Raw genomic sequence first — 23,921 nt, forward strand, 5'->3', positions numbered from 1 at the left:
TTTTATCTCTGTTTTTTAATCTGTAAATTTTATTTAACTAGATTTTTTTGCTGTAATAATTACAGGATTCTATTGTATTTTAACCAGTTCTACTCTACGATTTTCTGCTTTATTTTCTTCGGTATCATTAGCTTTTAAAGGTTTTGAAGATCCAAATCCTTTTGCTTTTAATCTTTGTATGTCAATTCCTTTTGCTGCCAGCGCATACATTACAGTATTGGCTCTTTGGGTTGAAAGCGCTTGATTTCTGGTTTCAGTACCGGAGTTATCCGTATGACCTTCTATAGACAATTTTAGTTTTGGATCAGCATTTAACAAAGCAGCTATTTCGTCAACAATTTCTTGTCCGTCTTCTTGTAAAGAAGCTTTATCTGTATCAAAATTAATATGTAATATCGCTTTACCAGTCTTATCAATGTCGGTTTTCATTTGTGCAGCCGAATATTTTTTAATTGTTTGCTCAAAATTTTTAAGCTCCATAATAAAAATATTTCCTTGTGCTGAATTCGATTGAATATTTACAATATATTTTTTCCCTCCATTTTTAAAAGCATAAACCGCAAATGGTGAATCACTTTCTCTTAAAAGTCCGCTAGTACGTTTTTTTCCGTTCCATGAGTTTTTTTCTAATGCAGCCCTTTGCTTTTCATCTTCAGGAAACTCTCCTTTATAGATTTGTTTTGCCCCTATTTTATCCAGGTAATCATAATAACTTTTGTCAAAAAGTTTTTGGTTAAAATCTTTACCGTCAGCACCTTCAAATGATAAGATTCCAAGTTTTCCCTCGGAAGTATAAATACTGCTGCCTGTATAGTTTTGCATGGTTTCATAATCAAAAAATTCAGAAAGCCCTTCTTTTTCATCACTTATCTTAAGTCCTGCGGGAGCAGTAAAAAAGGGGAAATTACCAATATCTTTGAGATCAGGAATTTCATTCCAGTTTATATCTTTTGAAACAGCTTGTTCTTTTGTGTTTTCTACTGTATCCGTTTGTATGTTTTGCCCCTCTTTTTTCTCGTTTTTACAAGAAAACATTAAAATTCCCAATAGTGCAACAATTGCTGTTTTTTTCATTTTTACAATTTTAGAATTATAGTTTTAAGTTGATTAAAAGATGTATTAAGGCAATCAAATATTCTTTAAATACTTATGAATAATCTGTTTATAGAGATCATATCTTTTATTATAGCTAATATATAATTATAATTTTTCATAATAAAGTGTTTTTTGTTACCATTAAAAATCAAAAAACATCTTATCATTAAAAAACATAAATAGTAAAAGTGGTACAGATTTTTTTGAATTCAGATTGCATAAAATTGATATGTTGTTCCTTAAAAAAAATTCTTATTTTTAACTAAACCTTCATTTTTTTATTATGATCAACAAATCAGAACTCCGAAGTTCCATTTTCAGACATCTTGACGGCTTAGCTGTTGCGCCTGTAGCAATAGCATTAAAGAACAATGCAGTATTAGATTTTATCCTGAAAAAAAAGCAGGTACAATTACCACAGCTTGTAACTGTTTTTAAAGCAAATGAAGGCTATCTTAATATTGGTTTGAGGATTTTGGCTTCTCAGGGATTTTTAGATTATGAAGTCGATAACAAAACACAGGAAATTACGATTTTGGTAAATGAAAAGACAGAAATTGCTTTTTCGATGTTTCATCTGTATGAAGATGTGGTTGATTTATTACAGTTTTCTCTACAGTTTCATCCGCGTTTATTTGAAGATGTGCCTTTTGAAAAACTCAATCTTATTTTTGAAAAATATAAAAAAAGATACGGAATCGAACCTTCAGATGATATCCTGACAAACAGCATTCAGGAACAGATTTTAAAACATATCGAAGGATACCTGATTGGACCTACAATAGTGCGTCTGGCTATGAAAGGAATGTTTCATAAATATTTTATGGAGACTTCTTTCAAACCCGAAGAGTTTCATAAATCTCCTGAAAATTTCAAAAAAATACTGGATTTTTTTACCCATCTTGGCTGGTTTCTCGAAAAAAACGGCAATTATCAATTTACCGAAATGGGTTTGTTTTTTGCAAAAAGAGCCAGTGCTTACGGAGTTACGGTTTCTTATTTGCCCACATTTGCCAGAATTGAAGAACTAATTTTTGGTGATCCTGCTGTATTAAGAATGGTTGCCAATGGCGAAAATGAAATTCATGTTGATCGTGAAATGAATGTATGGGGAAGCGGCGGCGCGCACGACACTTATTTTAAAGTTGTAGATGAGATTATCATTAAACTTTTTAATAGGCAAATCGAGGAACAGCCAAAAGGAATTCTGGATATGGGTTGTGGAAATGGGGCTTTTCTTCAGCACATTTTTGAAGTCATCGACAGGCAAACCTTACGAGGTAAAATGCTCGACGAATATCCGTTGTTTCTTGTTGGCGCAGATTATAATCAGGCTGCCCTTAAAATAACAAGGGCCAATCTTATAAAAGCTGATATCTGGGCAAAAGTTATTTGGGGAGATATCGGGCGCCCAAATCTATTATCAGATGACTTGAGAGAAAATTATAACATTGATCTGAAAGATTTACTCAACGTAAGGACTTTTTTAGATCATAACCGAATTTGGCAAGTTCCCAAACACATCGACGAAAACAGAATCAGTACCTCTACGGGTGCATTTGCCTACAGAGGCAAAAGAATTAATAACAATCTTGTAGAAGATAATCTTCTCGAACATTTGCAAAAATGGTCGCCTTATGTGAGCAAATTCGGTTTGCTTTTGATAGAATTACATACTATAAATCCAAAACTAGCGGCGGCCAATTTAGGAAAAATTCCTGCCACAGCTTATGATGCTACTCATGGTTTTTCTGACCAGTATATCGTTGAGATAGATGTGTTTAATAACGTAGCTGCAGAAGCTGGATTGTTTCCCGATAAATCAATCTTCAAAAGATTCCCGGAAGCTGATTTTGCAACCGTAAGCATCAATTTATTAAAGGGACAATAAATAAAAAACCTCCAAAATCATTTGACTTTGGAGGTTTATAATTTTAAAACTCTAATTTAAATAAAAGAAAGCATAGATTATTTCACAATTAGTTTTTTAGAAACCTTAAAATCATTAGAACTTATTGTAACAACATATATACCCGAAGCCAAATCATGATTGATCTTTGAAGACGAAGTAATGTTTTTTACCAGAACTTTTCGACCGTTAATATCTATAACCGTAACTGTTGTGATATCTCCTGTTTCTAATTCCGGCAGAACAATATTAAATTCATTGTTGGTTGCAGGATTAGGATAAATACTGATTGAAGAATTATTCTCAACTGTTATTTCTGCCTCAGTAGTATTGATTTTTTTTGATGTAGAAGCGGCTTGAAATTGCCATTGTGCACTTTCCCAATTGTTTTGGGCTCCGGCATATTGAGCAGAACTATTTAGGTTTTCGATATGGATCATACTTCCTGTCTGCCATCTGTTTTTGATTCTTACCCAGGTACCATCAACATTTTCAGTTGACCATTGTGCACTGTACCAGCCAGTCGATCCTGCAGTACATTGCACTGCTCCTGTTAGGTTTTCGATATGCATTATATCCCCTGTGCCTACATTTTTTAAAATATAATAAGTAGCATCAACAGCGACTTTTTCCCATTTGTAGTTATTGTTTGCTACAGTTGCGCCGTATCCTACATTCGCACCTGCATCATATAAATAATTATTCGTCCATTTGTTTTTGATCGTAAAGTAATTTCCTGTTGCCGTACTCACAGTAATTGCGGCGGTACTTGTTTTATTTCCGTCTTGAGTTGTTACTGTAATTGTTGCTGTTCCGTTAGCAATTGCTGTAACCAGACCAGAAGCATTAACCGTTGCTACACCAGTATTGTTTGAAGTATAACTAACCGTTTTATTTGTTGCATTAGCAGGTAAAACAGTTGGTGTTAATTGTTGAGTTCCTCCTACTGATAATGATGCAGATGCCGGACTTAAACTCACACTTGTTACAACTACATTTGATGAATTTACGGTAATTACAGCAGTTGCTGTTTTGGCACCGTCTTGAGTTGTTACTGTAATGGTTGCAGATCCCGAAGCAATTGCAGTAATTAAACCTGCCCCGTTTACCGTTGCTACACCAGTATTATTAGAACTATAGCTTACTGTTTTGTTTGTAGCATTTGCCGGAGCAACAGTTGGTGTTAATTGTTGTGTTGTACCAGCGCTTAAAGTAACTGTTGCGGGCGTAACAGTAATTCCTGTAACAGGAACTGATGTGCTGGAACAACTACTGCTTTGTGTCCAGGAAAATGTGCCAATTGCGCTGGTTTCTTCATTAGCAGTGGCATTACCGCCTCTGTTCGAATAATTCATGTTACAATAAGTCCCATTTCCTGCAGGAGAACCGGCGATAAGTACAAAAAAACCTCTGCCCCAATTTCTGTTAAGTGCATTATTATTTGGATATTCTTTCCCTGTTCCGTTTACGGTTATATCTTTAAAACTAAGATTATAAATACCATCTCCTGATCTTTTACTTATAGAAATAGCATCATTTCTTGAATCTAAAATGTCGATATTATAAAGCTGAACATTTTTTACCTGAGATCCGGCATTTGTGGCACTAAAAATATCTACCGCCGCAACAGGATTGTTGTAAGTATCATTAAAAGTTCCGCATGTCGATACTGTGATATCGTGTATTTCGTGCATACCATCATTGTTAAAAGGTGCTCCCGGAAAATTATTACTAACTCTGATTCCTGCTTCCAGATTATCCTTTATAATCAAATTGTAAGCTTTATTATTTTTTCCGCCATAAATAGCCAAACCACAAGCACGCCAGCAATTTTCTGAAGTATTGTATCTAAACGTATTATTGATACATTCCAGTCCGTCAGCAGACCAAATCGCCTGATCGTCATCGCCATTGTTTCTAAAATTACAATGCTCTACAATTGAATTTGCAGTTCCTTTGCAAAGATTAATTCCATCAGCATAATTATTTCTAAAACGACAATGTGACAAAGTAAAGCCATCTGCAATTGCAGGTCCGCCGACATTATATTGGGCTATCCAGGCGCCACATTCAAAATGTTCTGCCCAAATATTTTTTACTATCGAACCAGCTGTAAAAACACCATTTATCGCTTTATAAGAATTACTTCTCGATGCTGAATTGGTTGTTAAATAAAGATCAGTAAATGAAATATTGCCTGCATTGGCACGTAATCCACCGTTTCCGCTGCTGGTATTGGTAAAATTAATTTGAGTATACCACATTCCAGCACCTATTAGTGAAGTATTTGCAGCACCAAAATATAATTCTCTGTTAACGTTATAAACACCACTTGGTATAAATATTTTTTTACCTCCGTTAGCATCAATAAAAGTTTGAAGATCACTTCCGTTTCCGGTATAAGTTACTGCGCCTGAAGGAGCTGCAACAGCTGTAGGAACTGGTTCCATCTCGGCAAAATCTACATGAACATTACCGGATTCTCTTACCAGTCTTAATGTTCCGGATGCCGCAATTTTAGAAGGAAGTTTATAACGCACTTCATCAAATCGCATTCTCGGGTTTTGATTTGTTATTCCATTATTATTTGGATTTCCGTTGCTCCACAAATATTCCCAGGACCAGGTTGCAGTCAATGTAAGCGTTGTAATTTTTGTGCTTCCGCTATATACGCCCAAAGTAGCCGTTTGACCGTCAGGCACACTGTATCGAATTACAAGTCCATCGGCAGCTTCATTAAGTGTCCATTGAACTGTTGCATTTGTTGCAGACATGTTTACACATTGCTGGTCTGAAGCTTCTGATTGAAGATCAGCCTGAACATATGATTTTGGAGTTACAGTACTTCCATTAGACAATTGCCCCAGGTTTGCTTCATATCTTTTATACGGCGCATCATAATAACCACGCTGCGCTTGTAGATTTGGGGTTAAGAGGATGAAAAACATCCAAATTAGAAGACAATATTTGCCTCTTTTAAAAAAAATAGCATGTAATGGATTATTCATAATTTCGGTTTTTATTAGATTAGTTAATTCCTACAAAAAGGATATAACGAAACTAGACCTAAAAACGAAATTAAAAAAAAGATGGGGTAAAAATCAAGATTTAATCACACAAAAATAAATTTAAACACCTGTTAATCAATAAATTAAAAATTCAAATGAAATTAAAAATCAAGAATCAATATAGATAATAAATCAGCATTTTAGAGAAATAAAATACGAATATTAAAAAAATTAACATCATTTATAATGACATTCTTTCTTTTTATATATAATAATATAAAATTCATTTTTAAAGAAGCAAATTTAGTAGAATTGTCAATGTAAGATATTGTAAAAACTGTTTGAAAGATTTATTTTCTCATACTTTCTTTGACTTTCTCTCTGTGCAGTTCTCCCCAATTGCTGAGTTCGCGTATTACATTTTTTAGTGTCCGGCTATATTCCGTTGCTTCATATATAATTGTAACAGGAGTGGTTGGATGTACGTTACGTTTAATGAAGTCATTCAATTCCAGGTCTTTGAGTTCTTTTGCTAAAATTTTTGGTGATATTCCTTCAATCTCTTTCTTTATTTCATTAAAACGTTTAGGAGACTGAATAATACTTAGAATTAAGGCAATCTTCCATTTTCCATTTAAAACATAGAGCGCATCGATAATATTTCTAAGAGATCCTGCACATTCATTCTTTGTTGGAAGCTCTTGTTCTTCAATTGTTTTCATGAAAGTAAAGATACAAACTTTCCTAAAAGTAACTGATTTCCTTTAGGAAACTGCTGCCTTTTGCACACTTCGCAACTGTAACTTTGCTTTAATTAAAACCTATAGCGCTAATCATTATCAGGCTATAAAAAAGTAAAATTAAACCTTATAAATTATGAAACACATTCTTCATGTAATGTCCAGTATTCAGCCTCAGGAATCGTATAGTATAAAACTTGGTAAGGCTATTATCGAAAAAATTCAGCAAAAATATCCTAATAGTACGCTTGACGAATTAAATCTAACGGAACTTGATATTCCGCATCTAAACCCGGAATCGCTTCGTAAACTATTTACTCCTGCTGATTTTTTAAACAAGGAAGAAACGGAATCTGTAGCATTTTCAAATAATTTACTGCAGCAATTATTAGCAGCAGATATCGTTGTTATTGGTGCACCGCTGTACAACTTCACCATTCCTTCTACATTAAAAGCGTGGATTGATCATATTACCAGACCGGGAATAACTTTTGGATATGGAGCAGACGGCAGGCCCACAGGTTTAATAAAAGATAAAAAAGTATATGTTGCCATGTCTTCCGGCGGTGTATATTCTGAAGGTGCGGGTAAAGTAAATGATTTTGTAGTTCCTTATCTGCAGGCTTTTTTAGGATTTCTGGGTATGACAAATCTTACAGCGTTTCGGGCAGAAGGACTAAAAGTTCCGGAATTAAAAGAATATGCCATGACCAAAGCCATCAATAGTGTAACAATTGATTAATACTTTAATCGCTATAAATGAAAAAAACCTCCAAATTCATTTGATTTTGGAGGTTTTAAATTTTATAAAATATAATATTACATTTCGTTCAATTCGTTGAACTCGTGTAAAGATTTTAATGTGTTTTCGTAAAATAAGATTGCTGCAATAAGATTTCCTTTATCAGAATACGGCATCATTTTTCTTTGAAACTCTACTGTAGTATCTAAGAAAGTTGTAGTACCAACTGCTTGTGCATCTAATACTTTTTTGTGCTCACTGTCGTCCGGAATACCTAAATCTGCCATTGTAACTCCTGGTTTAGTAACCAAAGCTATGTACGGTAGCGTTTTCACTAACACTTTAATACGTTCAATGTATAGTTCCAAAAGTTCTCCCTTTTGCATACCGCTCAATTCTTTTTGATCATGGTATTTACGGATAAGAGCTGTTGTACTTATAATACTTCTTGGAGCATTTTTTGCCTGAGCTGAAATAGCTCCGGTTGTCAAGAAAAAAAGGATACTTAGTAAAATAATTTTGCTGTTCATTTTCTTAATGTAATTGGTTGTTGATTAAAACAAAAATATATAAATTAACTTAAATTGCAACTTTATTGATTTCTTTTTTTTTATTTTTTTTAACAAATCATATTATGCGATTCTATTGGCCTGTAGCGGCACATTAATGCAATCTGTTTTTAAAAAGAAATGTTATCGAGCTTTTTATTTATGATTTTATGATTCTGAAACGTCCCGGATATTTGATCCAGATGCTTTTTTTGTTGCCATAATAGTCCATAAAATCTTCACAGACAAAAACGGCATGTGCTGTTGACCATGCTACAACACCGCAATATTCACTGCCGGATTCTCGTTTTAGTTTTTGTATTTGCTTGCCTTCTTTAAATCCCAGATATTTGTAAATTGTCGGGGTATATACTGTACCGTCTTCCAAATCTTCGAGTGCTTTGTCAAAAGTGGACTTTTTATCAATGATTTGTTTGTATTTTGCCATCACTGCGTAGGTCAATACCGCATAATCTGTAATTTTTTCGCTCTCGCAATTGTCTTTTATATAGACAAATCCGGCAGAAAATTTAGCTTTTTCTATTTCCGAATTTTTAAGATGAAAGGAGGCATTATTTTTTAATGTTATGTTATACAAACTGTCATTTACGGTTTCAGTTACAAAAAGGTTGTCTAATCCATAAACATTCAAAGCTGCCTTAATAAATGCAATTGACGAACAGTTTGTCCGTTCTCCTTGTTTAAAGCTTTCAAATATTTGATCTGAACTCAATTGTGCATAAGAAGTGCTGCAAATAAAAATGAAAAATAAAAATGTTGAAGTAACAGTTTTCATTGTCTTTAGATTTTATAATTTTTTCTCCACTATTTTTTGGAAATATATTGATTTTACAAATCTATAAAAATCAGTCGATACTTGTCTTTTTACTTCTTAACTTTTATTAAAATTTATAAAAGGCAGTAAATTCAGGGGTTTTCACAAGTATAATGATCAAATAATTTTCCAAATAAAAAAAGTCCGTAAGAAAAATAATATTGTTTCCAAATCTTGTAACGAGAAATAGCCAATAACATAAACTAAATAAAAACGTCCCAAATCCTAAAATTTGAGACGTTTTTATTTTCTACTTTTTTTCTTCGTTATTGAGCTTATCATCCAAATCCGGTTGCTCACCTTTGAACTTGTGCGTGTCAACATCATAATTCTCATCGTTTGTTAAAACTTCATCATGATCTTTATATTGATGTTTTCTCATGTCACTACGATTATCAGAACCACTTTTCTTAGTGTTATTCTGATTTTGATTGTTTGTGTTCATATCTCTGAGTTTTAATTTTAATAAAATTACTTAAATACTAAGACTAACGCTTATACAATCCTTTCTAAAAGTTATAAAATAACCCCGTAAATATCTCGATTATTAATTATTATTTCAGTTTTCATCCCTTATAAACTCTGATTTAAAATAGATTGAATCCTGTTGAGCCATTCAGCGTATTTTACTTATTTTTGTGTAACTAAATCCAACAAATGAAACGTTCCGGCACAGCAGATCTTCCATTACATTATGGACATGTTCCTTTATGGCTTTCAGAACGAATGGCTAAACTTGGTTTTGCTATTGTAGAAACCATTGCCTTAGAATTTTCTACTTCAGAGGTAATCAGTAAATTGAGCAATCCTTTCTGGTTTCAAAGTTTTGGTGCTGTAATGGGAATGGACTGGCATTCATCCGGTATTACAACTTCTGTACTTGGGGCTTTAAAAAGATCCGTAAACCCACATTCTAAAGAACTGGGAATATACATTTGCGGAGGCAAAGGAAAAAATTCGATGCTAACGCCTCAGGAACTTCTATTTGTAGGAGAAAAAACGGGGCTTGACGGTAACAATCTCGCAAATTGCAGCAGACTTACCGCTAAAGTCGATAATACAGCCATTCAGGACGGATTTCAATTGTACCAGCATAATTTTATTGTAGACAACAAAGGACAATGGGCGGTTATCCAGCAAGGAATGAACCCTAACTCTCAGACTGCAAGAAGATATCACTGGCAATCAGCAGATTTAAAATCTTTTATAAATGAACCGCATACCTTTATTTATGGCGAAAATCAAGGTACAATATTAAATCTTACTGCTCAGGCCGCCACAAAATCACGAGAAGGCATTTTGGAATTATCAAAAGAGTCTCCCACAAAAATCATGAAGGAGATGCAATATCTTGCTATGCCGGCGCATCATGATGTGCGAATAGAAGATGTAAATATGAAAAGACTTGGTGCAATGCTCTGGACAACGCACGAGAATAAACCGGAAGATTTTGAGGAACTGCTGCTTTTAAAAGGAATGGGACCAAGAGCCTTGCAGTCACTGGCATTGGTGAGTGAAATAATCTATGGTACTCCTACCCGATTTGAAGATCCTGCGCGTTTTTCATTTGCTCACGGAGGAAAAGACGGACATCCGTTTCCTGTTCCTGTAAAAATCTATGATGAGACTATCGATACCTTGCAAAGAGCAATTCAAAGGGCTAAAATTGGTAACAGTGATAAAATACACGCAATTCAGAAATTATCTGAAATATCAAGAAAAGCCGAAGAAAGTTTTACACCCAATTCAAACTTTGATGCACTGATCCAGAGAGAACGCGATGAATCACATAAATATGGCGGAAGAACTATTTTTGGCGATGCAAAACCTCCTAAAAAAAGACCTGAAAATCCGGGAAATCAACTGGAATTATTTTAACTTAGTTGTAATTCAGCTACAATAAAAATTTTATTGTAATTGCTACATTTTCACAGCAATACTAACAAAAACATCTCATAACTATAAAAATGACTGATCCGATTTTAGAAAATCTAAACGCCCAACAACTTCAGGCTGTTAAAACTACCGAAGGTTATGTACGTGTTATCGCCGGAGCAGGATCAGGAAAAACAAAAGCCCTGACATCTAGATTTGCTTATATCGTAAACAGGCTTGGAATTAATTCCTCTAATATTCTTTGTGTTACTTTTACCAATAAGGCAGCGCAGGAAATGAAAAAAAGGGTAAAAGCACTTATTGGCGATACTTTTGATGTGAGCCTTATCACAACTTATCACGGTTTTTGTGTACGATTTCTGCGTGAAGAGATTAACAAAATTCATTATCCTAAAAATTTTATAATTCTGGATACTGAAGATCAAAAAACAATTTTGCGTGATGTTTTTACAGAACTTGATATAAACTCCAAACATCTGACTTTTAAACAGGTGCTTCAGTTTATTTCAAAATCAAAAAGTACATCAGATTATCTGAGTTATATTTTGGATAATAAAAGTTTCGACGATCAGGAAACTGAAAATTTATCGCTTAAGGTATTTCATAAATATCTGGACAAACAAAAACGTAATTATGCACTGGACTTTGATGATCTGATACATTTTACGGTTTATATCTTAAACTCTTTTAAGGAAGTACTGCTCAAATGGCAAAAGAATATGCATTATATTCAAGTTGATGAAGCTCAGGATAGCTCTGACAGTCAGTTTGAACTTGTAGAAATGCTTTCGCGAATTCATAAAAATTTATTTGTGGTGGGAGATCCTGATCAGACTATTTATGAATGGCGTGGTGCGAAACCGGAATATCTGGTAGATTTTGATAAAATGTTTCCGGACTGTGAGACGATTATCATGAATCAGAATTACCGCTCGACACCTAATATCCTGAAAGTTGGAAATCATATCATTAAAAACAATAAAATAAGGGTTGCCAAAGATATGATTACTGAAAAACCCGAAGGGTTTGAAGTGGTTCATTTTCATGGAAAAAATGATTTTGAAGAAGCTTTATGGGTCGCTAATGAAATCAAGGATATCATTAAAACCGATAATGCAAAATACTCTGATATCACGATCTTGTATCGGGCGAATCACATTTCAAGAAATATTGAACAGTGCCTGATTAAGGAAAATATCCCTTATTCCATTTTTGGAGGAATAAAATTCTTTGAAAGAAAAGAAATAAAAGACGTTTTATCGCTGCTGCGACTCCTCGTTTTAGGAGATAATATTTCGTTTTTGCGAATGTTCAACCATCCGTCAAGAGGTCTTGGCAAAAAGTTTCTGGAGCGTTTGAACTATGTGGGCCGCGAGCAGAATCTTTCTCTTCTGGAAGCACTGAAAAGAAACATTGAGGATAAGGAATTAGCCAAAAAAGGAGCAATTGAATTTCTGGCTTTACTGGACGAATTAAAAGAGTTGTCCCAAACCAAATCAATATCTGATCTGGTAAAAGATATTCTGGAAAAAAGCGGTCTGGCAGAGCTTTACAGAAAAGACGGCGATGAGGACCGACTCGAAAATATTAAGGAATTAGTAAGTTCAATGCTGATTCTGGAAAAGGAAAATAACGGTGCCATAAATATTGAAGAATATCTGCAAGAGGTTTCGCTATATACCGATCTCGATACTAATAATGAAAATCAGGACAAGGTAAAATTAATGACGATCCACATCTCAAAAGGGCTCGAATTTCCTTACGTGTTTCTCTGCGGATTCACTGAAGGCGTTTTGCCCAGTGCGATGTCTATAAAAGAAAGACGAAAACGTGCCATAGAAGAAGAAAGAAGGCTTACTTATGTGGCTGTCACGAGAGCCGAAAAAAGATTTTATATCACAGACTCTGAAGGATTTAACTTTACAACCGGTCTTAACAAATATCCTTCACGTTTTCTTTTTGAAATAAGTGAAGAATTCTATATTCGAAAAGGCAAATTAAGTCAGGAAATTATCGACAGCAGCAAACAGCTGTCAAACGCCATAAAAGCTGAAAACAGCACGGCTTTTAATGTTGGTGACTTCGTTATGCACGAAGTATGGAAAAAAGGAAAAGTGATGGAAATCAATGAGGATAAAAACGAATATATCATCGATTTCTTTGAAATTGGCAAGGAGAAACCAATAGATTTTTCTTTTCAGTTTCTACAAAAAATAGCCAATGAACAAGACAATTCTATTGCTGTAGAAATTGACAAACAAAAAGCTGCCAGAGATTTTGAACTTCATTTAGAATCTCAGGAAAATCCTTTTGAGGAACACACAAATGAAAAAGTAAATCCTGAAATACAACCTGCTCAGGAAATTACAATTGTTGATATTGCAAAACCTGAGCAAAAAATTGATTTTGACTCAGAAAGTGAAACAGAAAATTCTTCTGACACTGATAAAAAATGGTGGAAATTTTGGGATTAACAAACTTTTGGTTTTTAATCTGTGTATTCTTCCCCATCGGTTTTACTCAATCTGGAGAATGTAATACTCGAAAAAATAGTAAAAACGGCAAGTGTTATAAAAGTATACTGAAAAGCATGTTTGGTATTCATTTCGAAAATACCGGACTGAAATAACGAAAGTACAAGACTTGCCACAGATACCCCAAAACTTACTGATAACTGCTGCATGATAACCAGCATTGTATTTCCTCCGCTGGCCGTATTTTGATCCAGATCAGATAATGTTATCGTATTCATCGCCGACATTTGTATCGAAGTAAAAATTCCGTAAAAAACCATTAGAACTATATAATAACCAAGCGGCGTATCTTTTTCTACAAATCCCAGTATAATCAAGATTACACCCAGCATAATAGTATTGCTTATCAGTACATTTCTATAGCCCATAAATTTTATAATGCGCACCATAAAAGGTTTAATGGCAACATTTGCCAAAGCTGACGGCAACAACAAAAGCCCTGATACAGAAGCTGAGTAACCAAAACTGGTCTGAAGCATTAAAGGAAGCAATAAAGGAAGTCCGCCAATACCAAGCCTTGTGATCAAACTGCCTGTTAAGCCTATTTTTAGTGTTCTAATATTAAGCAATCGCAAGTCAATAATTGGTTTTTCTGTTCTTTTATAATGAATAAAATAAAACACAGAAAGCAAGCCTGACAAGAATAATAATCCCATAATGAGCATAATATGCATTCGGCCTCTGCCAATAAGCTCCAAAACCATAGTAATAAATATCAGCGCGAGACTAAAATAAATTAATCCCCTAAAATCAAATCTCCCCACGGCATGCTTAAAATTAGGCATAATCCTGTATGCCATAGAAATCCCGATAAAGCCAATAGGTACATTGACTAAAAATATCCAGTGCCAGGAAAAATTATCAGATAGAAATCCGCCCAGACTTGGTCCAACTACCATTCCTAATAATCCAAAAACAGTTATAAAGTTCATGGTTTTTAATAATTCTTTCTTGGGATATTGATATAAAATAGCGAGCCTTGCAACAGGAACCATCATAGAAGCACCAATTGCCTGCACCACTCTGGCAAGGTTAAACGTAGTTAAATCAACAGAAAGCGCACAAAATAGCGAACCGGTAACAAATAAGCCAACTGCAATCATAAACATTGTTCTTGTGCCAAATTTATCTGCCAGCCAGCCTGACAATGGAATAAACATCGCCAGCGTAAGTGTATAAGTAACAATAACCGAATGCATTTGTGTGGGCGAATATGCCATATCACGAGCTATGGACGGAAGTGAGGTATTTAAAATAGTACCATCAAGAGATTGAATGAACATTGCCACAGCGGTAACCCATGGCAGAAGATGCACAGCATTGTTTTCTTTTTGCTCTGTTTTAATAATCTCTGTTATATTGGTTTCTGTTGTATTGGTTTCTGTTGTATTGGTCTCTGTTTTATTTATCATAGTATAAGTAATCGAAAGCGGGAATGAATCACGCTTTTTTCATTTGTTGAAATTCGCGTTTTTCTAATTCAAACAAGGCAGCTGCAGTACATTGGCATTTAAAGGCTGTTCTATTTTTCTTTGAAGTTTTTCCTGATTCACTGTTAGGTATATTTCCATAGAACCAGTTCCTACCTGAAGCGCAAGAATATGTCCGCCATAAGCATCAAATTTTTCATCTGTGGCGATTCCGTGAATATGCAGTGATGGTTTTTCCTGATTCCATGCAATAGAACCCGTCAAATTTCCCATTTCGACTTTATGGAATGTTTTGGGGTTAAATTTCTTTTTGTCAAAGTCATAAAAACCAAAAGTTACTTCTTGTGCAAAACCAATACCGGTAAAGTTTGCCGAAGGAATTTGCTGCTCTTTTGCCAGATTTTCGATTAAAGCAAGTACATTATCTCCTTCTCTTAAAACCATCAAATAACCGTAAGATGTTTTGGTATAACGGCATTTTTCGCTATTTTCTTTTTGTTGCGCGCTCAATAAATTTACTGCCAGACAAAGCAATGCTCCGGCTATTATTTTTTTTGATATTAAAAACATAGGGATTCAATTTTATATAATTAATTAGGATCTTTTCTATAAAGGTTTAGTGTATTATAGAAGTTTATCAAAATGAATTGGTAAATCATTTATGCGTTTTCCCGTGGCATGAAAAATGGCATTTGCAATTGCGGGAGGCATTCCAACCACCCCAATTTCGCCAACACCTTTTACACCAAGATCATTTACAAAAGTATCATTTTCTTCTACAAAAATCACGTTCAGATCCTGAATATCCGCATGAACCGGAATATGATATTCGGCTAAATTGGGGTTCATGTATTTACCAAAGTTATGGTCTGTAATGGTTTCTTCGTGTAATGTTTTGCTGATTCCCCAGATCATCCCTCCCAAAATCTGACTTTCTGCTGTTTTTGGGTTTATAATTTTTCCTGCTGCAACGGCGGTTACAGCTCTTTTAACTTCGATTATACCTAATTCTTCGTCTACCTCAACCTCAACAAAAACAGCACTATGAACTGCTCTGGCTTTTTTGCCGTATCGTAGCGGGTTGGGCATCGAGGTATTCGTTGTTTTAATTTCCTTTCCTCCGTTTGCTGCAAAAATTTCTGCTATGCTAATTTTGGTTTCAGGATTATTTTTTACGATTATAAAGCCTTCACTAAAAATTACATCTTCAAATTTCATTTCACTTAAAACAGCATTTTTTAGATGTTTTGCTTTTCTAAATAGTTTTTCATTCAATGCTTTACAAGCTGCTTTTACAGCAGGTCCAACTGTTGCCGTAGTAAAAGAACCTCCTTGTATAGGTGCAAATGGCATTTTACTATCGGCGTATAAAAACGTAATATCTTCGAGACGTAATCCCAGTTCATCAGCTGCAATTTGCGTCATTATGGTTTGTGTTCCTGTTCCAATATCTGTAACGGCGCTTTTTATTGCTACCTTTCCGTCACTTGTCATGATCGCCTGAACACGTGCCAGAAGTCTGTTGGCATCCCAAATTCCGGTTGCCATTCCGTAACCCACCAATTTATTACCGCGTTTCATGCTTCGTGGTTCCGGGTTTCTATTGCTCCATCCAAATTTTTTGGCTCCTTCCAGATAGCAATTTCTCAGTTCTTTACTCGAATATTCTTTGTCTGAACTTTTATCTTTCTCAGAATAATTGATCAGCCGTAATTCCAGCGGGTCTATATTTAATTTATAAGCCAGATCATCCATTGTAATTTCAATAGCATGCATTCCTGTGCTTCCGCCGGGCGCACGCATATCAAGCGGAGAATAAACATCTAACGGAACAACCTGGTGTTCGAGCAGTGTATTTTCTGCCGGATACAGCATGTTGGCCCAGTTTACGACAATCTCTACATAATCTTCAAATTGCGACGTCTCTCCTATTGCTTTATGATATATGGCATTTACTTTTCCGTTTTTTTCAGCGCCAAATTTTGTAAACTGCACGGTTGGCGGTCGGTGTCCAAAAGTATACATTTGCGCACGGTCTAAAGTAACCCTGACATTTCGTTTTAGTTTAAGAGATGCCATTACCGCCATAAAAAGCTGGTATTGCGGTCGTAGTCCGGAACCAAAAGCCCCGCCTACAAATGGCGCAATAACCTGAACATTTTTCATTTTTAATCCAAAAACATTTGCTACATACATCTGGGAATTAATTGTTCCCTGCGTTTTGTCGTATATTTTTAATTGGTCTTTTCCTTCATAAATTACGGTCGTTGCAAACATTTCCATTGGATTATGATGTTCTGTTCCGTGTTTAAATTCTCCGGAACTCTGCACAAAAGAATTCTGATAGGCTTCTTCAAAATCTCCTGTAGGTTTGGGCGGAGGCGGTTTAAGCATAGATGCAAGTCCTTTTTTTGTATCTCTGGCTTTATGCAGGTTCGATTGTAAATTTGTTTCAAATTTTTCTTCGGTATAGGCTAACTTAATTTTTGTTGCGGCATATCTTGCCATTTCAAAGGTTGCTGCAACAACCAGCGCAATAGGTTGTCCGTTGTATTTAATGTCATTATCTTTTAATGGTTTAAAAACAGTTCCGGGAGGTGCATCCATATCTGCATATTGAAAATCAAACCATGCTGTCGAAGGTTTGTTTTCGTGGGTAAAAATCTCAATTACTCCTTCCAGGGTTTTCGCTTCTGTTGTATCAATAACCGTTATTTTACCTTTTGTAATGGTGCTGTTTACCACATACCCGTACAACAAATCCTCGGCTTCATATTCTCCTGCATATTTTGCACTTCCTGTTACTTTAAGACGGCCTTCTAAACGACTTATCGGTTTTCCTATTTGGGGTAATTTTGTCATTTTTACAATTTTTATGTGATACTAACTTATAGTGATGGTTTTGCACCCGGACGTTGTGATTCCGGATTTAGCGCCATAAAGCAATTGCGTATAATGGCTCTTTTTGCAAGCTCGATCTTAAACGCATTCTGTTGGTAACCTTTTGCACCTTCAAGCAAAATAGTGGCCGCGGCAGTAAAATTTTCGCGTGTTGGTTCTTTGTCTTTCAAAAAGTCTTCAGCTTCTGTATTTCGCCATGGTTTGTGCGCCACTCCGCCCAATGCAATTCTGGCTTCTTTGATACTTCCGTTTTCAATCTCAAAACCGGTTGCTACAGATACCAGGGCAAACGAATACGAACTTCTGTCCCGGAGTTTTAGATACGAGTAATTTTTCTCAAATCCCTGACGCGGAAGGTCTATACTGGTAATTACTTCTCCATGTTTAAGATTATTATCGATATTGGGAGTATCGCCCGGAAGTCTGTGAAATTCGGCGAAAGCCAGATTTCTTTCACCGTTGGGCCCCATGATATTTACAGTTGCGCTCAAAGCGGCCAAAGCCACACACATGTCTGAAGGAAAAACCGCGATACAGTTTTCACTTTGTCCCAAAATAGCATGAATCCTGTTATAACCCTGAATGGCAGAGCATCCGGATCCGGGATCACGTTTATTGCAAGGCGTATTAATATCATAAAAATAATAACATCTGGTGCGCTGCATCAAATTACCGCCATTGGTGGCCATATTCCTGATTTGCGCAGATGCACCGGCTAATATCGCTCTTGATAATAATGGATAACGCTCTTCTATAATGGGATCATAAGCGGTGTCTGCATTTGTATGTAAAGCACCAAGTCTTATGCCGCCATTGTCAAGACGTATTATAGAATTATTTTCGCTGACCGGGTTTATATCTACGAGTTTATCGGCTTTGGTAATAAAATATTTCAGGAGATCATTTATATTGGTTCCTCCTGCCACTATTTTATTTCTAATATCGCCATCGAGTTCTGAGATTGCTTCCTGTACATTGGAAACTTTTGTATATGAAAAATTATTCATGACAGCCTCCTTCCTTCACTTCCATAATGGCATTTATAATTCCTCTATTAGCACCGCATCTGCAAAGATTACCGCTCATTAATTCCTGAACTTCTTCTCTTGTCTGTGCTTTTCCTTCTTTTAGCATGCCAATAGCACTGCAAATTTGGCCGGGCGTACAATAACCGCACTGAAAAGCGTCATGTTCTATAAAAGCTTTTTGGATTGGATGCAGGTTTTCGCCATCAGCAACTCCTTCTATGGTGGTGATTGCTGACCCGTCTTTCATAACAGCAAGCGTTAAGCAGCTTAGTATTCTTTTGCCGTCAACGAGAACTGTGCAGGCACCACATTGTCCGTGATCGCATCCTTTTTTTGTCCCTGTAAGATGAAGCTCTTCCCGAAGAACATCGAGCAAAGAAACCCACGGTAAAATTTGTATTTGATAATTCGTGTCATTAACATTTAATGTTATGGCATGCGTTTCTTTTGGTTCCATATGATGACTTTTTTTATCCTAATAAAGAGCTTTTTACTGATAAATTCGATAAACTAAATTTACCGAATAACCATATGGGAAGACTTACAGTATTTTTTATTCTTATTACACAAATCCAACGCTACATTTTAGAGAAGTAAGCGTTGAGAAAAAGAGCTTTGCAATTTATCTAATAAAGCAAAATGTCTTTCATAAAAAAACTCCAAAATCAAATGACTTTGGAGTTGCTTTAAAAAAATAGTTGCGTTTTTATTTGAAAATTTTACCAATAATTTTTCCTATATCGGCAAAATCATCCAGATTACTTACCGCTCTTTTTTCGGTTTCGGTATTGTCAATTTTAGAGAACGGATAAATCAATATGTAATTGTTGCTGCTAAGATTTTCATTTAACATCTCGGGTACTTTCTGCATCTGCGGAAAATAAGAATGCATTCCTCGGTCTGCCATTAAAATAACCAGACCTTCATCTTCTTCTAAGCTACTTGCGGTATTTTGTGCTTCCTGCCAGGAAGTAACGGTATTAAAAACGGCTTCGATACTGGCTTTTTTAGCAATACTTTTTAATATAGCCACTGTTTTTTCATTTGCATAAAAATTCATTTTAGCTCCGGAATTTTTTCCAATATTCCATACCCTCAATAAAGAATGAAAAAATCCGGGCTCGCGCTCTGCATTTGCAGGAATAAGGACCACATATTTTTTTATGGTAGCAACTGGCTGAACGGCATGATATATAATAACATTGATTTGCTTGTTATGCAAATAGCCATTATAAAGGTTGTAAATAAAAGAAGATGAAAATCCTTTTTCTTCTTCGAGTCCTATAATCAAATCGGTAATATTCTGCTCTTTTACAACATTGTTTATACCTGCAATTACGTCATTATCGTGACGGGTTATAGGATTTAGTGTAATATCTGCAGCAGCGGCCATATTTACAGCAGCACTAAGTAGCCTTTCGGCATTTTTTGCAGAAGATTCACTCTTATCTTCATTAATCACATTAAGGGCAAAAAGCTTGTCTTTATTGGTTTGATTTTTAATAAGAAGTCCCAGATTAACCATTTTCTCGACGGTATGTTCATGATTAACAGCCAGCAGAATATTTTCGTCTTCATCGCCCGCTCCTGCTACTGTTTCTTCTTTATCTGCATCAGCAATTCTTTGTGCGCTTGCCATAGAAACAAATGATGAAATGGTACACGAAATCAGTATCAGTAAAATACTTCCGTTAAGGACATGCTCATTTAAAAGTCGGATAGGTTCCCCTGTTTCACTTTCAGAGAGGATAATATTATACCCCACCATTACAGATGCCAGTGTGGCTGCTGCAGATGCTGCACTCATTCCAAAAATAAGCCTGCCTTCATCATCTGTAAAACCAAAAGTTTTTTTGGTAAAAACAGCTGCAGCATATTTTCCGCCTATAGAAGCTACGAGCATAACTGCTGCTACACCAAGTGTTTCCCAACTCTGAATAAAAGCATTAAAATCAATCAGCATACCTACGCTAATTAGAAAAAAGGGAATAAAAATGGCGTTTCCCACAAATTCTACACGATTCATAAGCGATGACGTATGCGGAATAAGCCTGTTTAAGGCAAGACCGGCAAAGAATGCCCCAATAATCGCTTCAATTCCGGCGAGTTCTGCCAGTAAAGCTGCGAGATATATCATAACAATTACAAAAATGTATTGAGATATCTTGTCTTCGACATTCTTAAAAAACCAGCGTGCTATGATAGGAAATACCAATAAAACTATCAAAGCAAATACCACCATTGATAAGGACAGTTTAACCCAGAATGATGTTCCTACTTCTCCCTGTGACATTCCTACTACAACCGCCAATACTACCAGTGAGAGTACATCTGTAATCATTGTACCGCCTACAGTAATATTTACGGCTAATTTTTTAGCTATTCCCAGTTTGCTTACCATAGGATAGACAATAAGGGTATGTGACGAAAAAAGACTGGCAAACAATACTGCCGTCAAAAGGGAAAAATGCAATACATAATATCCTCCTATCAGTCCCAGGACAAATGGTACGATGAAGGTATATAATGAAAAAGTAATACTCTTCCATTTATTTTTTTTAAAGTCGCCCATATCAATTTCCAGTCCGGCTAAAAACATGATGTACAAAAGCCCTGTTGTACCGGTTACGACGACACTGCTGTCTCTGGCAAGAACATTAAACCCGTTGGGGCCAATTACTGCTCCGGCAATAATAAGTCCTAAAAGATGCGGCACTTTTATCTTATTTAATAAAAGCGGAATACATAAGATTATGATTAATTCGATAAGAAATTTTAACAGCGGATCCTCAATTGGAAGGCTGACGTGTTGTATACTTAATAACATACCTTATTTTTTTTGAGGAAGTGTAAGTTCTACTGAGAATCTCGCAGTACAGTTATCTTGTCCTGTTATGGTTTGTGTTCCTTTAATAACATTGCTTTTGATATCGTCAAGGACCACATTCATTTTTACTTTATTTTTTGAAAGACTGTCACTGCTGAATTCCAGCATTATTTTGTCCTCCATATATTTTGCTTTAAAAACACGTACCAGTTTGGTATTGTTTAGGACATTGGTATAAATTCCGGTAGAATCTGATACAAATTGCCAGGATTCATTGCGTTGATCGCCTATTACATATTGATTACAATTTGATTCTCTGCACAACATTTTACTGTTCCATATGCCACGAAGATTTTCCGGCCATTCTTTTACAGATACTTTTTTATCCTCTTCAGAATGCTTTTGTGACAGGATACTGTCCCGCATTAGTAGCAACGATTGATAATCTGCCTCTTTTTCTGCAAATTGTTCTTCTTTTAAAATGATGGCCTTCTCTCTGTTTTGAAGTTCAAGTTCTTTTTTATTTTCACATGAAATAAAAATGCCTGTGAGAATTAAAAGCAGCGATATCTTTTTCATAAATTTTTTTTTGGGTATACAATTTAGCCAAAATATACTGGGATACCAAAAAAAGAGGTATAAAACCCGCATAAAATAACCAAAAGGCAAAAATACAAACCTGATTTTTCATTGAGTTCTAACTCTTTTTAGGTAAAATTATAAGGTAGTTTTGTACTGGTAATCTTTTGTCTTAAATTTGCGCGACTTCAAAAAAGGCAAAATGCTGAAAAATATAAAGCTCTCACATCAAATTCTGTAGAAGTACTAAAATCAGTCTTACCGATTTTAGATCGGGCATGAATTGTATCGTCTAATTTTTCTATAAAGTGAAGTCAGGATCAAATAAAAAAAATGGAAGTAAAAAAAGGTGGAAATGAAGACGGAAGCTGGACTATTTGTGAGGAATGTCAGGGGCGTGGTAAAAAGAGCCGCAGACTCAGCAAGAAAGTTCGGCTTAACTACCAGATAGCTTTAGATCAATTCGAAAAAATGCAAGGCGAAGGAATAGCTCCGGTTCGTCCTAAAAGTCCTTTGTATTCATGCCAGAACTGTAACGGATCAGGATTAACTCATTCTTCCGAAAGTCCTGTGGCAGATCATGAAAATTATCCTCACGTTGCTATTATTGGCGGCGGCATAGGAGGCGTTGCCCTGGCTGTTGCCTGTTTGCACCGCGGAATTCCTTTTACGCTATTCGAACGTGACACGCACTTTGATGCCCGATCGCAAGGTTACGGACTCACCTTGCAGCAAGCCAGTAAAGCGATCGAAGGACTAGGTATTTTTTCATTGAAAGATGGCGTGGTTTCTACACGACATTTGGTTCATACCACAGAAGGAAAAGTGATTGGGGAATGGGGAATCAGAAAATGGATGCAATCTGATTTAAAAACAACTGCAAAACGTACAAATATTCACATCGCACGACAATCTTTGCGTTTAGCCTTACTGGAAGAATTAGGAGGACACGATAAAGTACAATGGGATCATCAGTTAATAGACTTTAAACAAAATGATGCTGAAGAAATTGTACTGCAATTTCAGGTAAACGGAGCAATAAAAAGCTGTAAAGCTGATCTTGTAGTTGGTGCTGATGGAATTCGCAGTTCTGTTCGCAGACTATTGATTGGTGAAGATAATACTCCTTTGCGTTATCTGGGCTGTATTGTAATATTGGGTATTTGTCCTTTAAGTGTTCTCGAAAATCTCAATAGTCCGTTACTGGATTCGGCTACAGTTTTTCAAACTGCCAATGGTAACGAACGTATTTATATAATGCCTTACACATCAGACTCGGTAATGTGGCAGCTTAGCTTTCCTATGTCAGAAAAAGAAGCGAAGGCTCTTAGCGCTCAGGGAACTCAGTCGCTTAAGGAAGAAGCGTGCCGCAGAACGCAATGGCACGATCCCGTGCCGCAAATTGTGGCCGCAACTCAGGAAGCCCAAATTTCCGGATATCCTGTATATGACCGCGAATTACCAACGCCGGAATTGTTGAATAAAAGCGGAAAAGTAACCCTGATTGGTGATGCAGCGCACCCAATGAGCCCGTTTAAAGGGCAAGGTGCAAATCAGGCACTGCTGGATGCACTTACACTCGCCCGCGGAATTTCGAAAGGCTGCAGACCTTTATCACAATGGAGAGAAAGCGGAATAAGAGAAAGTGTACTGAATGAGTTTGAAACAAAAATGCTGGAACGAAGTGCTGTAAAAGTAAAAGATTCAGCAGATGCAGCTCAATTCCTTCATTCAGAAATTGTACTTTATGAAGGCGATGAACCACGCGGACGCTGTTTAAAGAATAAAGAATAATTTTAATTTTATATCTTTAAAAAGAACCGGAAATGATATCCTGACAAATCTTATT

General features: G+C 35.8%; 18 protein-coding genes. 5 read left to right on the forward strand and 13 right to left on the reverse strand.

The window, feature by feature from the left end; all coding sequences use genetic code 11:
* Positions 1-69: 69 nt before the first annotated feature.
* Positions 70-1,074: an OmpA family protein gene (locus tag RC62_RS03570; protein ID WP_055092673.1), complete on the reverse strand. Its 1,005-nt coding sequence runs from the start codon at positions 1,072-1,074 to the stop codon at positions 70-72.
* A 304-nt stretch (positions 1,075-1,378) separates the two neighbouring features.
* Between RC62_RS03570 and RC62_RS03575 the strand changes: the two genes are divergently transcribed.
* Complete coding sequence (locus tag RC62_RS03575; RefSeq protein ID WP_055092675.1) at positions 1,379-2,986, forward strand: class I SAM-dependent methyltransferase; 1,608 nt, start codon at positions 1,379-1,381, stop codon at positions 2,984-2,986.
* A gap of 77 nt (positions 2,987-3,063) precedes the next feature.
* Here the strand turns inward: RC62_RS03575 and RC62_RS03580 are convergent, their stop codons facing one another.
* Positions 3,064-6,012: an Ig-like domain-containing protein gene (locus RC62_RS03580; RefSeq protein WP_055092677.1), complete on the reverse strand. Its 2,949-nt coding sequence runs from the start codon at positions 6,010-6,012 to the stop codon at positions 3,064-3,066.
* Between the two features lie 350 nt (positions 6,013-6,362).
* Positions 6,363-6,734 (reverse strand): winged helix-turn-helix transcriptional regulator, encoded by a 372-nt coding sequence (locus RC62_RS03585; protein WP_055092679.1) that lies wholly within the window; start codon positions 6,732-6,734, stop codon positions 6,363-6,365.
* Between the two features lie 154 nt (positions 6,735-6,888).
* Between RC62_RS03585 and RC62_RS03590 the strand changes: the two genes are divergently transcribed.
* Complete coding sequence (locus RC62_RS03590) at positions 6,889-7,494, forward strand: FMN-dependent NADH-azoreductase (protein WP_055092681.1); 606 nt, start codon at positions 6,889-6,891, stop codon at positions 7,492-7,494.
* A 77-nt stretch (positions 7,495-7,571) separates the two neighbouring features.
* Here the strand turns inward: RC62_RS03590 and RC62_RS03595 are convergent, their stop codons facing one another.
* The 3 genes from RC62_RS03595 to RC62_RS03605 form a co-directional block, all read right to left on the reverse strand.
* Positions 7,572-8,024, reverse strand: a complete 453-nt coding sequence (locus RC62_RS03595) for a hypothetical protein (RefSeq protein WP_055092683.1) — start codon at positions 8,022-8,024, stop codon at positions 7,572-7,574.
* 178 nt (positions 8,025-8,202) lie between these two features.
* Positions 8,203-8,838: a hypothetical protein gene (locus tag RC62_RS03600; RefSeq protein WP_055092684.1), complete on the reverse strand. Its 636-nt coding sequence runs from the start codon at positions 8,836-8,838 to the stop codon at positions 8,203-8,205.
* Between the two features lie 289 nt (positions 8,839-9,127).
* Positions 9,128-9,322, reverse strand: a complete 195-nt coding sequence (locus RC62_RS03605) for a hypothetical protein (protein ID WP_055092686.1) — start codon at positions 9,320-9,322, stop codon at positions 9,128-9,130.
* Between the two features lie 212 nt (positions 9,323-9,534).
* Between RC62_RS03605 and RC62_RS03610 the strand changes: the two genes are divergently transcribed.
* Positions 9,535-10,755, forward strand: coding sequence for a DUF763 domain-containing protein (locus RC62_RS03610; protein ID WP_055092688.1), 1,221 nt, complete (start codon positions 9,535-9,537; stop codon positions 10,753-10,755).
* Between the two features lie 89 nt (positions 10,756-10,844).
* Entirely contained in the window at positions 10,845-13,247 is a 2,403-nt protein-coding gene (locus RC62_RS03615) for an ATP-dependent helicase (RefSeq protein ID WP_082421208.1), read from the forward strand.
* A 14-nt stretch (positions 13,248-13,261) separates the two neighbouring features.
* Here the strand turns inward: RC62_RS03615 and RC62_RS03620 are convergent, their stop codons facing one another.
* The 7 genes from RC62_RS03620 to RC62_RS03650 all read right to left on the reverse strand — a co-directional run bounded on the left by RC62_RS03620 (position 13,262) and on the right by RC62_RS03650 (position 22,072).
* Positions 13,262-14,719 (reverse strand): MFS transporter, encoded by a 1,458-nt coding sequence (locus RC62_RS03620; protein ID WP_082421209.1) that lies wholly within the window; start codon positions 14,717-14,719, stop codon positions 13,262-13,264.
* Positions 14,720-14,782: 63 nt separating this feature from the next.
* Complete coding sequence (locus RC62_RS03625) at positions 14,783-15,307, reverse strand: PPC domain-containing DNA-binding protein (protein WP_055092690.1); 525 nt, start codon at positions 15,305-15,307, stop codon at positions 14,783-14,785.
* A 54-nt stretch (positions 15,308-15,361) separates the two neighbouring features.
* Complete coding sequence (locus RC62_RS03630; protein ID WP_055092692.1) at positions 15,362-17,599, reverse strand: xanthine dehydrogenase family protein molybdopterin-binding subunit; 2,238 nt, start codon at positions 17,597-17,599, stop codon at positions 15,362-15,364.
* Between the two features lie 26 nt (positions 17,600-17,625).
* Entirely contained in the window at positions 17,626-18,645 is a 1,020-nt protein-coding gene (locus RC62_RS03635) for an FAD binding domain-containing protein (protein WP_055092694.1), read from the reverse strand.
* Positions 18,638-19,123 (reverse strand): (2Fe-2S)-binding protein, encoded by a 486-nt coding sequence (locus tag RC62_RS03640; RefSeq protein ID WP_055092696.1) that lies wholly within the window; start codon positions 19,121-19,123, stop codon positions 18,638-18,640. The genes RC62_RS03635 and RC62_RS03640 overlap by 8 nt, the downstream gene beginning before the upstream one ends.
* A gap of 249 nt (positions 19,124-19,372) precedes the next feature.
* Entirely contained in the window at positions 19,373-21,493 is a 2,121-nt protein-coding gene (locus RC62_RS03645; RefSeq protein WP_055092697.1) for a cation:proton antiporter, read from the reverse strand.
* Between the two features lie 3 nt (positions 21,494-21,496).
* Positions 21,497-22,072, reverse strand: a complete 576-nt coding sequence (locus RC62_RS03650; protein ID WP_055092699.1) for a hypothetical protein — start codon at positions 22,070-22,072, stop codon at positions 21,497-21,499.
* 333 nt (positions 22,073-22,405) lie between these two features.
* Between RC62_RS03650 and RC62_RS03655 the strand changes: the two genes are divergently transcribed.
* Entirely contained in the window at positions 22,406-23,866 is a 1,461-nt protein-coding gene (locus RC62_RS03655) for an FAD-dependent oxidoreductase (RefSeq protein WP_055092701.1), read from the forward strand.
* Positions 23,867-23,921 lie beyond the last annotated feature (55 nt).

The organism is Flavobacterium aquidurense (assembly GCF_001404985.1).
GTDB classification, from domain to species: domain Bacteria; phylum Bacteroidota; class Bacteroidia; order Flavobacteriales; family Flavobacteriaceae; genus Flavobacterium; species Flavobacterium aquidurense_B.

Excerpts from the sequence above, each read along its gene's own strand:
- RC62_RS03625 (WP_055092690.1), bottom strand. The coding sequence starts at position 15,307 with ATGTTTTTAATATCAAAAAAAATAATAGCCGGAGCATTGCTTTGTCTG.
- RC62_RS03585 (WP_055092679.1), bottom strand. The coding sequence starts at position 6,734 with ATGAAAACAATTGAAGAACAAGAGCTTCCAACAAAGAATGAATGTGCA.
- RC62_RS03655 (WP_055092701.1), top strand. The coding sequence starts at position 22,406 with ATGGAAGTAAAAAAAGGTGGAAATGAAGACGGAAGCTGGACTATTTGT.
- RC62_RS03635 (WP_055092694.1), bottom strand. The coding sequence starts at position 18,645 with ATGAATAATTTTTCATATACAAAAGTTTCCAATGTACAGGAAGCAATC.
- RC62_RS03615 (WP_082421208.1), top strand. The coding sequence starts at position 10,845 with ATGACTGATCCGATTTTAGAAAATCTAAACGCCCAACAACTTCAGGCT.
- RC62_RS03570 (WP_055092673.1), bottom strand. The coding sequence starts at position 1,074 with ATGAAAAAAACAGCAATTGTTGCACTATTGGGAATTTTAATGTTTTCT.
- RC62_RS03575 (WP_055092675.1), top strand. The coding sequence starts at position 1,379 with ATGATCAACAAATCAGAACTCCGAAGTTCCATTTTCAGACATCTTGAC.
- RC62_RS03650 (WP_055092699.1), bottom strand. The coding sequence starts at position 22,072 with ATGAAAAAGATATCGCTGCTTTTAATTCTCACAGGCATTTTTATTTCA.
- RC62_RS03595 (WP_055092683.1), bottom strand. The coding sequence starts at position 8,024 with ATGAACAGCAAAATTATTTTACTAAGTATCCTTTTTTTCTTGACAACC.
- RC62_RS03620 (WP_082421209.1), bottom strand. The coding sequence starts at position 14,719 with ATGATAAATAAAACAGAGACCAATACAACAGAAACCAATACAACAGAA.
- RC62_RS03640 (WP_055092696.1), bottom strand. The coding sequence starts at position 19,123 with ATGGAACCAAAAGAAACGCATGCCATAACATTAAATGTTAATGACACG.
- RC62_RS03580 (WP_055092677.1), bottom strand. The coding sequence starts at position 6,012 with ATGAATAATCCATTACATGCTATTTTTTTTAAAAGAGGCAAATATTGT.
- RC62_RS03605 (WP_055092686.1), bottom strand. The coding sequence starts at position 9,322 with ATGAACACAAACAATCAAAATCAGAATAACACTAAGAAAAGTGGTTCT.
- RC62_RS03590 (WP_055092681.1), top strand. The coding sequence starts at position 6,889 with ATGAAACACATTCTTCATGTAATGTCCAGTATTCAGCCTCAGGAATCG.
- RC62_RS03645 (WP_055092697.1), bottom strand. The coding sequence starts at position 21,493 with ATGTTATTAAGTATACAACACGTCAGCCTTCCAATTGAGGATCCGCTG.
- RC62_RS03630 (WP_055092692.1), bottom strand. The coding sequence starts at position 17,599 with ATGACAAAATTACCCCAAATAGGAAAACCGATAAGTCGTTTAGAAGGC.
- RC62_RS03600 (WP_055092684.1), bottom strand. The coding sequence starts at position 8,838 with ATGAAAACTGTTACTTCAACATTTTTATTTTTCATTTTTATTTGCAGC.
- RC62_RS03610 (WP_055092688.1), top strand. The coding sequence starts at position 9,535 with ATGAAACGTTCCGGCACAGCAGATCTTCCATTACATTATGGACATGTT.